The organism is Nonomuraea sp. NPDC059007 (assembly GCF_042740555.1).
In the GTDB taxonomy this organism is placed as follows: Bacteria; Actinomycetota; Actinomycetes; order Streptosporangiales; family Streptosporangiaceae; genus Nonomuraea.
Window position 1 is genome coordinate 393,888 of sequence record NZ_JBHYJD010000004.1, and the last position, 14,074, is coordinate 407,961.

Annotated in this window: 11 protein-coding genes; 3 read left to right on the forward strand and 8 right to left on the reverse strand. The window is 68.8% G+C overall.

Features of this window, described 5'->3' with window-relative positions:
- Positions 1-76: 76 nt before the first annotated feature.
- The 6 genes from ACFWY5_RS09195 to ACFWY5_RS09220 form a co-directional block, all read right to left on the reverse strand.
- The gene (locus tag ACFWY5_RS09195) at positions 77-1,348 is read right to left on the reverse strand and encodes a thymidine phosphorylase (protein WP_379610033.1); all 1,272 of its coding nucleotides are present in this window, start codon (positions 1,346-1,348) and stop codon (positions 77-79) included.
- Entirely contained in the window at positions 1,348-1,743 is a 396-nt protein-coding gene (locus ACFWY5_RS09200) for a cytidine deaminase (RefSeq protein ID WP_379631004.1), read from the reverse strand. Before ACFWY5_RS09200 ends, ACFWY5_RS09195 begins: the two co-directional genes overlap by 1 nt.
- Complete coding sequence (locus ACFWY5_RS09205) at positions 1,743-3,023, reverse strand: ABC transporter permease (RefSeq protein WP_379610035.1); 1,281 nt, start codon at positions 3,021-3,023, stop codon at positions 1,743-1,745. The genes ACFWY5_RS09200 and ACFWY5_RS09205 overlap by 1 nt, the downstream gene beginning before the upstream one ends.
- Entirely contained in the window at positions 3,020-4,159 is a 1,140-nt protein-coding gene (locus ACFWY5_RS09210; protein WP_379610036.1) for an ABC transporter permease, read from the reverse strand. Before ACFWY5_RS09210 ends, ACFWY5_RS09205 begins: the two co-directional genes overlap by 4 nt.
- Entirely contained in the window at positions 4,159-5,769 is a 1,611-nt protein-coding gene (locus ACFWY5_RS09215; protein ID WP_379610037.1) for an ABC transporter ATP-binding protein, read from the reverse strand. The genes ACFWY5_RS09210 and ACFWY5_RS09215 overlap by 1 nt, the downstream gene beginning before the upstream one ends.
- A 234-nt stretch (positions 5,770-6,003) precedes the next feature.
- Entirely contained in the window at positions 6,004-7,074 is a 1,071-nt protein-coding gene (locus tag ACFWY5_RS09220) for a BMP family protein (RefSeq protein ID WP_379610038.1), read from the reverse strand.
- Between the two features lie 269 nt (positions 7,075-7,343).
- On the opposite strand from ACFWY5_RS09220, the gene ACFWY5_RS09225 reads away from it, so the two are divergent.
- Entirely contained in the window at positions 7,344-9,221 is a 1,878-nt protein-coding gene (locus tag ACFWY5_RS09225; RefSeq protein ID WP_379631005.1) for a Xaa-Pro dipeptidyl-peptidase, read from the forward strand.
- A gap of 384 nt (positions 9,222-9,605) precedes the next feature.
- Here ACFWY5_RS09225 and ACFWY5_RS09230 read toward each other — a convergent pair whose 3' ends face one another.
- Entirely contained in the window at positions 9,606-10,829 is a 1,224-nt protein-coding gene (locus tag ACFWY5_RS09230) for a M20 family metallopeptidase (protein ID WP_379610042.1), read from the reverse strand.
- Positions 10,830-11,310: 481 nt separating this feature from the next.
- Between ACFWY5_RS09230 and ACFWY5_RS09235 the strand changes: the two genes are divergently transcribed.
- Positions 11,311-12,663 carry a peptide ligase PGM1-related protein gene (locus ACFWY5_RS09235; RefSeq protein ID WP_379610043.1) on the forward strand — a complete coding sequence of 451 codons (1,353 nt, stop codon included), beginning with the start codon at positions 11,311-11,313 and terminating at the stop codon, positions 12,661-12,663.
- On the opposite strand, the gene ACFWY5_RS09240 is transcribed toward ACFWY5_RS09235, so the two are convergent.
- Entirely contained in the window at positions 12,660-12,872 is a 213-nt protein-coding gene (locus ACFWY5_RS09240) for an SCO4848 family membrane protein (RefSeq protein ID WP_379610044.1), read from the reverse strand. The two genes, ACFWY5_RS09235 and ACFWY5_RS09240, sit on opposite strands and share 4 nt — an antisense overlap.
- Positions 12,873-12,955: 83 nt before the next feature.
- Here ACFWY5_RS09240 and ACFWY5_RS09245 point away from each other — a divergent pair, with 83 nt between their 5' ends.
- Entirely contained in the window at positions 12,956-14,074 is a 1,119-nt protein-coding gene (locus ACFWY5_RS09245) for a D-alanyl-D-alanine carboxypeptidase family protein (RefSeq protein ID WP_379610045.1), read from the forward strand.

Sequence of the window (14,074 nt, forward strand, 5' to 3'; positions counted from 1 at the left end):
GAGAGGGTCAGAGCCACGGTAACGAGCGACGGGTGACGGAACCCAGAGGCATCCGTCACCCGTCGGTGTGCGATCGTCACACGATCCGGTCGATGATCAGCGGCAGTTGCTCCCCGCCGGACGCGCCCACCGCGTAGCCGCCCTCCAGCGCCTCCAGGGCGCGGGCGAAGCGGGCCGTCTCGTCGGCGTGCAGCGTCATCAGGGGCTGTCCCGCCCGGACCAGGTCGCCCGGCTTGGCGTGCAGGGTGATGCCCGCGCCGAAGGAGACCGGATCCTCCTGCCGGGCCCGGCCCGCGCCCAGCCGCCAGGCCGCCAGACCCACCGCGTACGCGTCCAGCCTCGTCAGGACACCGGACTCCGGCACCTCCACCGTCATCGACTCGGCCGCCCTCGGCAGGACCGCGTCCGGGTCGCCGCCCTGGGCGGAGATCATGCGCCGCCAGGCGTCCATGGCGGAGCCGTCCTTCAGCGCCTGCTCGGGGTCCTTGCCGGTGATCCCGGCGGCTTCCAGCATCTCGCGGGCCAGCCGTACCGTCAGCTCGACCACGTCGGACGGGCCGCCGCCCGCCAGGACCTCGACCGACTCCTCGACCTCCAGAGCGTTGCCCACGGCCAGGCCAAGCGGGCGGTCCATGGCGGTCAGCAGCGCCACGGTACGGACCCCGGCGTCGGTGCCCAGCGCGACCATGGTCTCGGCGAGCTCCCTGGCACGCTCCACCGTCTTCATGAACGCGCCGGAGCCCACCTTCACGTCGAGGACCAGCGAGCCCGTCCCCTCGGCGATCTTCTTGGACATGATCGACGAGGCGATCAGCGGGATCGACTCGACCGTGCCGGTGACGTCACGCAGGGCGTACAGCTTCTTGTCGGCGGGCGCGAGGCCGGTACCGGCGGCGCAGACGACCGCGCCCGCGCCGCGCAGGACGGCCAGCATCTCCTCGTTGGACAACGACGCCCGCCAGCCGGCGATCGACTCCAGCTTGTCGAGCGTCCCGCCGGTGTGGCCCAGGCCCCGTCCGGACAGCTGCGGGACGTACGCGCCGCAGGCGGCCACCAGGGGCGCCAGCGGCAGCGTGATCTTGTCGCCGACGCCGCCGGTGGAGTGCTTGTCGGCGGTCGGCCGGTCGAGCATCGACCAGTCCATGCGCTCGCCCGAGCGGATCATCGCCTGGGTCCACTCGGCGATCTCGCGGCGGTCCATGCCGTTGAGCAGGATGGCCATGGCCAGCGCGGACATCTGCTCGTGGGCCACCTCGCCCCGGGTGTAGGCGTCGATCACCCAGTCGATCTGCGCGGTGGTCAGCTCGCGGCCGTCGCGCTTGGCGACGATGACCTCGATGGCGTCCATCAGGCTCCCTTGGTCAGGTCGTCGGGTCCGAAGGCGTACGGCAGGACCTCGGCCATGCGCTTGGGTCCGTCGGGGGTTTCGACCAGGAGGTCGTCGCCGCCGAACTCGTACAGGAGCTGACGGCAGCGTCCGCACGGCATGAGCAGTTCGCCGTGGCCGTCGACGCAGGTGAAGCCCACGAGCCGGCCGCCGCCCGAGGCGTGCAGCGCGGAGACCAGGCCGCACTCGGCGCAGAGGCTGAGGCCGTAGGAGGCGTTCTCGACGTTGCAGCCGGTCACGACGCGGCCGTCGTCCACGACGGCCGCCGCCCCGACCGGGAACTTGGAGTAGGGCGCGTAGGCGTTGCGCATCGCGGCCCGCGCCTCGTCGCGCAGACCGTCCCAGTCGATGTTCATCAGTGCTGTTCCCCCCGGCGGTACCGCACGCCGTCGGCCTTGGGCATGCGCAGGCGCTGCGAGGCGACCAGGAGCACGAGCAGGGTGAGGACGTGCGGGGTGATGAAGACGAGTTCGTTGGGCAGCTGGTCGATGACCATCCACATCCAGATGAGGATGACGGCGGCGGCTGCCGCGCCGGCCATGATCGTGTAATCCTTGGCCGTCCTGCCCGCCAGCTCCACCGGCTGCTCCGGGCGGATCAACAGGCGGACCTTGTTGCCCAGGTAGAAGAGCAGCAGGATCGCACCGAACAGGAAGATCGAGGTGACCGCTCCAGCGGTGCGGATCTTGAGTGCGTCGGCGTATCCGAACAGCGAGGCGCCCAGCGCCAGGCCGCCGGGACGCCAGTTTCCGAAGATCATGGCGGCCAGGCCGATGAAGCCCTTGCCCGCCGTCTGACCCTCGACGTATTTGCTGACGCCGAAGACGAGGAAGACGCCGCCGAGGCCGGCCATGGCTCCCGAAATGACGACGGCGATGTACTTGTACCCGTAGACGTTGACGCCGAGCGACTCGGCCGCCCACGGGTTCTCGCCCACCGAGCGCAGGCGCAGGCCGAAGGCGGTGTGCCAGAGCACGAAGAAGGTCAGCGGGATCAGAATGACCGCCAGGATGACCAGCACGTCCACGTTGCGCGTGAGCCCACCGAGGATGCCCGCCAGGTCGGAGACGAGGAACCAGTGGGTCCGCTCCAGCTTCCCGAGCAGGTCGGGCCCGGAGGAGAGCCACGGCAGGCTCAAGTGCCAGGCTTCGCCGGACATCGCCGGTGAGGTGGTGATGCCCGCTCCGGCCTCCGCCGCCGGAGTCCCCTCCTTGTAGAGGACCTCCGACAGGAAGCGCGTGATACCCGGGCCGACCAGGTTGATGGCCACACCGCTGATGATGTGGTCGACGCCGAAACCGACGGTCGCGATGGCATGGATGAGACCGCCCAGAGCACCGGCGAGGAGACCGGCCACCACCGCCGCGAACGGGCCCCACTGGTATCCGGCCCAGCCGGCGAACCACGTCCCGAGCACCATCATGCCCTCAAGGCCGATGTTGACCACACCCGCGCGCTCGGCCCACAGGCCGCCGAGCCCGGCCAGGCCGATCGGCACGGACAGCATCAGCGCCGCCGTGAAGGTGCCGGAGGAGGTGATGTCGTTCTGTCCGGAGATCACCCGGACCACCGACACGATGAGGATCAGCAGGGAGAAGCCGATCAGCGCCAGGTGGTACTTGCGGACCCGCGTCATGCTGCCACCTCAACAGGCTTGTCGGTGCCGAGCCGGCGGGCGGCTCGCCGTTCCTCCGAGCGCAGCGCCATGCGGCCGGTGATCTCGTTGAAGATGACCACCAGGAGGACGATGACGCCCTGCATGATGACGATGACGCTGGGCGGCACGTTGGCGAACTGCAACGGCCCTTGCGCCCGGTCGAGGAAGGCGAACAGCAGCGCCGCGATCGCGATGCCGGCCGGTTTGTTACGCCCGAGCAGCGCTACCGCGATGCCCAGGAAGCCCAGGCCGGGGGTGAAGTTCGTGTTGTAGGCGTGTGTGGAGCCGAGGATCTCGGGCAGGCCGATGAGCCCGGCGATCGCCCCGGACAGCACCATGGCCGAGATGACCATCTTCTTGGGGTTGACGCCGGAGGCGAGGGCGGCGGAGGCGTTCAGGCCGCTGGCCTTGACGTCGAAGCCGAACCGGGTGCGCTCCAGCACGATCCACAGGCCGATGCCCAGGAGGATCGCCACGATGAGGAAGCCCCACAGGCCGCCGCCGCGGGGGGCGGGCAGGCCGAACATCTCGAAGACGAAGTTCAGGTTGGGGAACCAGGCCGACTCGGGCAGCGGCGGCGTCGAGATGGTGAGCTGCCCCTCCGGCCGCGGTCCGACGAACGGCCCGCGGACCAGGAAGGCGGCGAGGTTGATCGCGATGTAGTTGAGCATGATCGTGGAGATCACCTCGTTCACCCCGCGGCCGACCTTCATCACCGCCGGGATCAGCGCGTAGAGGCCGCCGACGGCCGCCGCCACCACGATGATCACCGGGATCTGGATCCAGGCGGGCGCCACGAACGTCGAGCCCACGAAGGCCGCCACCACGGCGGCGATCCGGTACTGGCCTTCCACACCGATGTTGAAGAGGTTCATCCGGAAGCCGACGGCGACCGCGAGACCCGCGATGAACAGCGGGACCGCCCGGTTGAGCATGGTCGTGATCGAGTTGACCACGGCTCGCGTCGTCTCGCCGAAGTTGAAGAAGGCGGCGAACGCGGCGCCGGGGTTCGCGCCGGCCGCGATGATCGCCACGCTGGAGATCGCGATGGCGAGCACGATGGCGACGATCGCACCCGCCACCGTCAGCAGCGCGCGATAGAGCCCTGCGGGCATCACATCTCCTCGGTGGCGGTGATGGCGCCGGTCATGTAGCCGCCGAGCCGCTCGGGCGTGACGTCGGACGGGTCGAGGCGGGCGACGAGCCGCCCTCGGTAGATCACGTTCAGCGTGTCGGACAGGCCGATGAGCTCGTCGAGGTCCGCGGAGATCAGCAGTACGGCGAGGCCGGCGGCACGGGCGTCGCGAAGGTGGTCCCAGATGGCCGCCTGGGCGCCCACGTCGACGCCCCTGGTGGGGTGCGCGGCGATGAGGAAGGCGGGCTTGCCGCTCATCTCGCGCCCGACGATGAGCTTCTGCTGGTTGCCGCCGGACAGCGCGAGCGCGAGGGTGTCGGCGCCCGGGGTGCGGACGTCGTACTCCTTGATGATGCGCTGCGTGTCGGCCCTGGCCGCGCGGCGGTTGATCCAGATGCCGCTCTTGGCGGGCTTCTGCGTCTGGTGGCCGAGCACCCGGTTCTCCCAGAGGGAGGCTTCGAGCAGCAGGCCCTGGCGGTGGCGGTCCTCGGGGATGTAGCCGATGCCGGATTCGCGGCGTTTGAGCGTGGACCAGGCGCTGATGTCCTGGCCGGCCAGGGTGATCTCGCCGTGCGCCTGGCGGATGCCCATGATGGCCTCGATCAGCTCGGACTGGCCGTTGCCCTCCACGCCCGCGATGCCGAGGATCTCGCCCTTGTGGATCTCGAAGGAGACGTCGTCGAGCAGGAGGCGCTTGCCCTCGGCCTTGAGCTTGTCGACGTAGAGGCGGACGGAGGTGCCCTTGGGGACGGGACGGTAGCCGTCGGACTCCATCGTCAGGCCGGCGACCTTCAGCGCGACGGTCTCCGTCACGGTGGACTCACGGGTCTCGGGGGTGGGCAGCTCGCTGCCGACCATGAGCTCGGCGAGCTGGCGGGCGCTGCTGATCTCACTGCGCGGCAGGCTGGCGACGGTGGTGCCGCGCCTGATCACCGTGATCGCGTCGGCGATGCCGAGCACCTCGTCGAGCTTGTGGGAGATGAAGATGACGGTGAGGCCCTCGGCCTTGAGCTCGCGCAGGTTGTCGAAGAGTTCCTCGACCTCCTGCGGCACGAGCACGGCCGTCGGCTCGTCGAGGATGAGGATGCGGGCGCCGCGGTAGAGGACCTTGAGGATCTCCACGCGCTGCCGGTCGCCGACGCCGAGGTCCTCGACCAGGCGGTCGGGGTCGACGCGCAGGCCGTGGGCCTCGGCCAGTTCCTTGATCCGCTTGCGGGCGCGCGCCACGTCGAGGGTGCCGGCTCGCCTCGGCTCCGCGCCGAGGACGATGTTCTCCAGCACGGTGAGGTTGTCGGCCAGCATGAAGTGCTGGTGGACCATGCCGATGCCGACGTTGATCGCGTCGCTGGGCGAACGGAAGGTCACGTCTGTGCCGTTCACCCGGATCTGACCCTCGTCCGGCTTCTGCATGCCGTAAAGGATCTTCATCAGGGTGGACTTGCCAGCGCCGTTCTCGCCGCAGATGGCGTGGACGGTGCCGGGTTGGATGGCGATCCGGATGTCGTGGTTGGCGACGACGCCCGGGAAACGTTTGGTGATGCCCTCCAGCTCGACGGCGGGTTGCGCCGGAGCGAGCGTGTCGGAACTCATTGGTCGCTCACCGCTCCTCATCGCTGCGCCGGATTCGCGAGCTCATTGGTCGCTCACCGCTCCTCATTCGCTACGCGGCCGGCTTCGTCCCTCAGCCGCCCACTTCGCTCACTGCGCCGGATTCGCTCCGCACTCATGTGGGTCTCCAACGAGCCAAGGTGGATAGAACAAAGGCCCGGGGAGTGGACGGTGGGTCCGCTCCCCGGGCCCTCGAACGAGATTTTCCTACCCAGGTTACGGCTTGGACGGAACCTGGATTTCGCCGGAGACAATCTTCTCCCTGGCGGCGTCGATCTCGGTCTTGATGTCGTCGACCTCGCCACCGGTGGTGGCCAGGCCCACGCCGTCGACCTTCAGGTCGTAGGTGACGTTGCTGCCACCCTTGGCGCCGCCCTGGAAGGCCTTGATGAACTCGAACACGCCGACGTCGACGCGCTTGATCATCGAGGTCATGATGACCGACTGCAGGTCGGCCTCCTTGACCGTCAGACGCTGGTCGGAGTCGACGCCGATGGCCTTCTTCTTGGCGGCGGCGGCCGCCTGGAAGACGCCGAGGCCGGAGTCGCCGGAGGCGTGGTAGACGATCTCCGCGCCGTCCTGGAACATCTTCTCGGCCGCGACCTTGCCCTTGTCGGGGGCCTTGAAGCCGGAGAAGTCACCGTCGGGGGTGAGGTACTTGACGTCGATCTTGGCGTCCTTCTTGACCGACTTCACGCCGGCGACGAAGCCCGCCTCGAACTTCTTGATCAGGTCGTTCTCGACGCCGCCGACGAAGCCGACGTGGCCGCTCTTGGCCTTGGTCGCCGCGGCGACGCCCGCCAGGTAGGAGCCCTGCTCCTCGGCGAACAGCAGGCCGGTCACGTTCGGCGCGTTGGAGGCGGAGTCCACGACCGCGAACTGGATCTCGGGGTACTCCGTCGCCGCCTTCTTGATGTCCTCGCCGTAGGCGAAGCCGACCCCGATGATCGGGTTGTAGCCGGCGTCGGCGAGCTGGCGGAGCAGGTCACCGCGGTTGGAGCCGTCGCCCGCGGGGCTCAGCTCCTTGATCTCGGCCTTCAGATCGGTCTTCGCCTTCTCGAGGCCGGCGTAGGCGGCGTCGTTGAAGGACTTGTCGCCGCGACCGCCGACGTCGAAAGCGAGGCCGACCTTGAGCGCGCCCTCCTGGGGTGCTTCACTGGCCGCACCGCTGCTCGGAGCGGTGCTCGCGGTGGTCCCCCCGCCGCTGCCGCCGCACGCCGCTGCCGCCATAAGCATGGCGCCGGCCAGCGTGCCGATCGCCGTCTTGCCGAATCGCTTGCTGAGCAAGGCGACTCCCTTCCATTTCCCCGCCGTCAAACTTCATCGCAGGCGCGAAGAAATGCACGGCAACCCTGCTCGGAAGATAGTTGCTTGACCAGCGCATACCAAACCGTACAGAGGTCCGCAACCGCTCCGTTATCGACATCAGTCGCGTCTGTGACCTGGATCCGGGACATGAACCTTTGCCGAACTTTTGAGGTTGTCAAGATCTTGCCGTGACCCGTCAAGTGGCAGAGATTACGGTCGTAGGTCGTCACACTTCCCTGGAGCCACTCATGCTTCGCAGGACGGCGTTAGCCGTATCGCTGCTGCTCATCGCGTCGCTGACCGCGACGCCCGCAGCCGCGGACACTCCCACGATCAAGATCGAGAACAACGCGACCCAACCCGTCTTCTCGCGCGCCGACGCGATCACCCAGACCGTCTTCGTCGAGGTCGCCGGAACCGACAGCGACTCCGACGGCCAGGCCGACCGGGTCGCCGTCGACATCCTGCGGCCCAAGGAGACCGACCAGGGTCTCAAGGTGCCCGTGATCATGGAGGCCAGTCCCTACTACGCCGGCGGCAACGACGTCGCCAACCACCCCGTCGACGTCGACGAGAACGGCAACCCGCTGCCGAGCACGCTGCGCTCGCTGCTGACCGTGAAGGACGCCGGTCCGTTCGACGGCTACTACGACAACTTCTTCGTCCCCCGCGGGTACGCCATCGCGCTCGTCGAGAACGTCGGCAGCGGCCGCGCCACCGGCTGCCCGACCACCGGCGACCCCGCCGAGACCGCCGGCCCGAAGGCCGCCATCGACTGGCTGAACGGCCGCGCCCGCGGCTTCGACGCCGCCGGCAACCCCGTCGCGGCCACCTGGTCCACCGGCAACGTCGGCATGATCGGCACCTCCTACAACGGCACCCTGCCCAACGCCGTGGCCACCACCGGCGTCCAGGGACTCAAGACGATCGTGCCGATCGCCGCGATCTCCTCCTGGTACGACTACTACCGCGCCAACGGCGGCGTCCTCGCGCCCGGCGGCTACCAGGGCGAAGACGCCGACGTGCTGGCCCGCTACGTCCTGACCAGGCAGAACGGCCAGGCCGTCTGCGGCGCCCTGATGGACCGCATCGAGGCCGAGCAGGACCGGATCGCCGGCGACTACAGCCCCTTCTGGGACGCCCGCAACTACCTCAACGACGTGCGCAAGGTGAAGGCCAGCGTCTTCGTCGCCCACGGGCTCAACGACTGGAACGTCAAGACCAAGCAGGCCGTCCAGTGGTGGGACGCGCTCGGCAAGCGCAACGTCCCCCGCAAGATCTGGCTGCACCAGGGCACCCACCGCGACCCGTTCAGCCTGCGCGCCAAGGAGTGGCTGCGCCAGCTGCACGGCTGGTTCGACCACTGGCTCTACAACATCGACAGCGGCATCATGCGTGAGCCGCAGGCCGACGTCGAGATCGCTCCCGGCCAGTGGGGCCAGCACGCCTCGTGGCCGCTGCCGGGCAGCGCGAACATCCCGCTGTGGCTGGGCTCTGGCGGCAAGCTCGGACTGCTGCCCCGGCCGCTGTCGGCGCGCGAGTCGTTCGTGGACCAGAAGACGCGTACGGCGGAGCAACTCGTCGAGACCGTCCCCGCGGCCGACCCCAACCGGCTGGCCTACGTGACCAAGGAACTCAAGACCGACGTCCGCGTCTCGGGCACGCCCAAGATCTCGCTGCGGGCCTCGTTCACCAAGGGCGCCTCGCCGTATCTGACCGCGTTGCTGGTGGACTTCGGCACCGACACCCGCCCGACCGGCGGGCTCGTGCCGACCGGCGAGACGTGGTGTTACGGGCAGGGCGTACCGGGCGACACCGGCTGCACCGCGATCCGTACGCACGCGGTGGCCGAGACGCCCTACAAGATCGTCTCCCGGGGCTGGCTGGACGTGCGCAACCGCAACCGCATGGACCGGACGGAGCCGCTGCGGCCGGGCAAGGAGTACACGTTCACGTGGGACTTCCAGCCGCAGGACTACCTGTTCAAGAAGGGTCACAAGCTGGGTGTGGTCGTCCTGTCGACAGACTACGACTACACGCTGCGTTACCCGGCGGGCACCAACATCCGCGTCGCCCCGGGCCTGTCCTCCCTCCGCCTCCCGATCGTCTTTGGCTCCCTGAACTAGCAACCCCCTGAGTTCCGGCCCAGAACCCGTCAACCACCCAACAACCCCCTACCAACCCTGCGCACACCACACCCCGGCACCCGGGTGGGCCCGGCGCACGGGCAACCCGTCCGGCGCCGGCCAAGGGGCGGCCTTCGGCATTCGGTCGAGGGGTGAGCCTTGGCACTGGCCAAGGCGTAGGCCCTCGACCTTTGGCCAAGGAGCCGACCCGAGGCGCTGGCCAAGGGGTTGGCCCTGGGCGCTGGTCAGGGGGTTGGCACGGTGCTGGTCAAGGGGGCGGCCGTTGCGGTGCTCGGCCCGAGCGCCCGGTGACCGTGAAAATGACCGCCGCCCGCCGATGTCGGCGGGCGGCGGTCGGGTCGGCGAAGCCGTAAAAGATAGAAATCAAGCAAGAGAGGTAATGGGAAGAATCGGGGCGCCCTCCCAGAGCGCTGTGAGCGCGGTGGTGGCCATGAAGCGCACGCCGGTGGGGATGGCGCTTTCGTCCACGTCGAAGGTGCCCTGGTGGATGTCGTAGGTGACGCCGTTCTCCGGTGAGCGGGTGCCGAGGCGGGCGAAGGCGCCGGGGATCGACTCCAGGTACCAGGCGAAGTCCTCGCCGCCGAGCGACTGCTGGGTCGGGACGACGCTGGTGCCGCCCAGGGCGCGTTCCGCCGCCTCGGCCAGCATTTCGACGCTGACCTCGTCGTTGACCACGGGCGGGACGCCGCGGGTGTACTCCATCGTGGCCTCGACGCCGTAGGCGCCGGCGACCGACTCCAGGAGCGCCTTGATCAGGTCGGGGGCGGCGTGCCAGGCGTTCTCGTCGAGGCAGCGCACGGTGCCTTCCGCCACGCCGTCGTCGGGGATGGCGTTGGCCGCCGAGCCGGCCTCGACCCTGCCCCAGACCAGGCTCAGCGAGGAGCGCGGGTCGACGCGGCGGGAGAGCGCGGCGGGCAGTTCGGTGAGGATCTTGGCCAGCGCGAACACCAGGTCGGCGGTCAGGTGCGGACGCGCGGTGTGGCCGCCGGGGCCGGAGACGCGGATGAGCAGCCGGTCGCAGGCGCTGGTGATCGGGCCGACCTTGAGCCCGATCTGGCCGACGTCGACGCGCGGGTCGCAGTGCAGGCCGAAGATGCGGTCGACGCCGCTGATGCCGCCGTGGGCCATGACCTCGAGCGCGCCGCCGGGCAGTTCCTCGGCGGGCTGGAAGATCAGCCGGACCCGGCCGGGCAGCAGACCGGCCGCGGCCTGCTGGGCCAGGAAGAGCGAGGTGCCGAGCAGGATCGTGGTGTGGACGTCGTGGCCGCAGGCGTGGCAGGCGCCGGGCACGGTCGAGCGGTAGGACACGTCCTTCTCGTCCTGCAGCGGGAGGGCGTCGATGTCGGCGCGCAGCGCGATGGTCGGGCCGTCACCGCTGCCTACGTCGCAGATCAGGCCGGTGCCACGCGGCAGGACCGAGGGAACCAGGCCGACGGCGCTGAGCCGCTCGGCGATCCGCTGGGTCGTGCGGTATTCGGCGAAGGCGAGTTCAGGATGCATGTGCAGGTCGCGGCGGAACGCCACGAGGTCCTTTTCCGTCTCCGCCAGGAACGCGTCGAGTTCCCCCCGCAGCTCACGTCCCCGCATCGTTCACCGTCCCGTCGAAAAGCGGCGTGCGAGCGCCTCTACCCAGCTTCGCACAGCCGATTGCGCTGTTCTTCGTCATTTCTTGCACTGCGGTTGCAGCCGCGTCGCTTGGTGATCAACACCCGATCGGGACGATCATCCGCGGTCTGGGGGTCAGCGGTAGCCGTGCACCCGATGGCGATGCTTCGACTTTATCGCTCCGGGTGGCCCTCTCGTGGACAACTACACCAAAAGTTGGCCGGCGGCATGCCCGTAACCGCAGGTCACCACGCTGCGTGACCGGCGGTCCCACCCCGGAAATAGTCACAAGGGATCATTAGATGGTGACCCGTTGTCGCTACTCCCAAACTTGTGCGCGGTTTCGAATCCTGTCACCTTCCGGCTTGGTCATGACACGGCCGCGATGGCTGCTTTTGCGATAAATCGGTGTTTCACTCGCAATATGATCACTAATATCCCGTTCGGGGAGAAGCATGCACAGTTGAGCATCTTCGAGCCGAGTGAGGGGACCCTGGTGGTCGTGCCCTCGCTCTCCCTTCCACAGGATGAGCTGCGCCGGATCACCGGCGCGAGGTGCTACGAGGAGCGGCTCCTGTTCCTCCTGCTGACGCTCCGCAGGCCCGGGGTCAAGGTGGTCTACGTCTCCTCCGCCCCCGTGGATCCGGACATCGTCTCCTACTACTTCGGCTTCTTACCCGACCCGGATGACGCCGCCAGGCGGCTGACGATGATCAGCCTGGACGACACCCGCTCCCAGCCGCTCACCAGAACGTTGCTGGCCCGGCCCGAGGCACTTCGGCGGATACGCAAGGCGATCGACGGCGACGCGTGGATGGTCCCGTTCGTGATGAGTGACCTGGAGGAACGGCTGGCGTCGTCGCTCAACGTGCCCATCTACGGCCCGGCCATGTCGCTGGCCTACTACGGCTCCAAGAGCGGCGCCCGCGAGGTCGGCACGGAGGCCGCGGTACCCATGGCGCGCGGCTTCGGCGACCTGCACCACCAGGGCGAGATCGAGGACGCGGTCTTCTCCCTGCCCGGCGAGCGCGTCATCGTCAAGCTGAACGACGGCTACTCCGGGCTCGGGAACGCGATCGTCACCAAGAGCGACTGGTCACGGACACGCTTCTCCGCCGACGGCGAGACGTGGGAGACCTTCTCCGCCAAGATCACCGAACGCGGGGCGGTGGTGGAGGAGTTCATCGAGCACCGGCCGCTGTTCTTCCCCAGCGCGCTGGCCAGGATCACGCCCGGCGGGCACCACGACGTCGTGGCCACCCACGACCAGGTGCTCGGCGGCGCCAACGCCGACGTCTACCAGGGCTGCACGTTCCCGGCCCGCTCCGAGTACCGGCACGAGGTGGGCGAGTCGGCCGCCAGGATCGCCGCGATCCTCGCCGAGCGCGGCGTGGTGGGGCTGTTCGGGATGGACTTCTTCGCGCTGAAGGCCGACTCCGGGTACGCGGCCCTGCTGTGCGAGATCAACCTGCGGATCGGCGGGACCACGCACCCGTTCGGCGCCGCGCTGCTGACCACCGGCGCCACCTACGATCCGGCCACCGGGCTGCTGATGGACGGCACGCAGCCGAAGTACTACACGGCCACGGACAACTGCTCGGCGGCGTGCCTGCGCGGGCGCACGCCGGGCGAGGTGGTGCGCATGGTGGAGGAGCGTGGGCTCGGGTTCGATACGGCCCGCCGTACCGGGAACGTGCTGCATCTGCTCGGGGCCATCCCCGAGCACGGCAAGCTGGGCTTCACCTCGATCGGAAACTCGCGCGACGAGGCCGACGAACTCCACCGGGCCACGCGGCTCGCCCTCTGCGGCGGCTAGCCCGATTTCGGTCGGCGGCTGCCCTTGAGGCCCTTCCATCCGATGATTCCCACGGCCACGGCCAGCACGAGGTTGACGGCGATCAAGATGCCGTGGACCACGTAGAAGCTGGTCTTGTGCCCGTCTGCCAGGTTAAACCCAAGGTTGATCCACTCGAAGATCATGAACGCGCCCAGCGCGACCAGGAATCCGGCGATCTTTCGCGACATAACCACTTCTCTAGTATCAGGGGCGGATCATCGGGGGATGTGACCGCACATGGGCTACGACTCGAAGCTACGCTGAGACCGCCATGTGGACGAAACTGGTGCCGGCCACGGCACTCCTCGCGACGGTCACCTTGACCGCATACGCGGGCGCGCCTGCCGGTGCGTCCGCGACTTCCGGCGGCCCGATCGGCGGCGACCGGCTCGGCAGCCGCGGGCTCGTCGTGCCGGACGGCGTCAAGGCGCCGCCCAAGACCAAGGCCACGTCCTTCCTGATCGCGGAGGCGGAGACCGGGCAGGTGCTGGCGGCCAAGAACCCCCATGGCCGTTTCCTCCCTGCCAGCACGCTCAAGACGCTGACCGCGCTCACGCTCATCCCCAAACTCGAAGCGGGCAAGACGGTCAAGCCGAGCTCCAACGCCGTCAACCAGGAGGGTTCCGCGGTCGGCCTGTCCACCAAGCCGATCTACAAGGTGCACGACCTGTTCCGCGCGCTGATGATGTCCTCCGGCAACGACGCCGCGATGGCGCTGGCCGAGGCCAACGGCGGCCTGTCCAAGACCATGCGGGACATGAACGCCGAGGCCAAGCGCCTGCAGGCCAACGACACGGTGGCCAAGACGCCGAGCGGCCTGGACAAGCCCGGCCAGAGCAGCTCCGCCTACGACCTGGCCCTGATCGCCCGAGCCGGCCTCGCCAACCCCGATTTCAGGCGATATATCAGCACTAAGACCGCCAAATTCCCCGCACCGAAGAAGTTCTACGAGATCAGCAACCACAACAAGCTGCTCTGGCGCTACAAGGGCATGGTCGGCGTCAAGAACGGCTGGACGTCCAAGGCCCTCGGCAGCTTCGTCGGCGCCGCCAGCCGCGACGGCCACACGATCATCGTCACGATCATGCGGCACGAGGGCTACTTCTGGGAGGAAGTGGAGAAGCTGCTCGACTGGGGCTTCGCCGCCCGCGGCAAGGTCACGCCCGTCGGCCAGTTGGTGGACCCGCTGCCCGCCCAGCCCGATCCCGTCCAGCAGCAGGCCACGGCCTCCCAGCCGCCCGCCAGCGCCCCGCTGCTCGACTCGGCGGCGGCCAAGCAGACCGACACGAGCCGGACGGTCGGCATGGCCGTGATCGGCGGCGGGCTGTTCTTCGGGCTGGTGTGGCTGGGCTTCGGCATCTTCCGCAGGCGGAGCAGGGCAAGGTCCTAG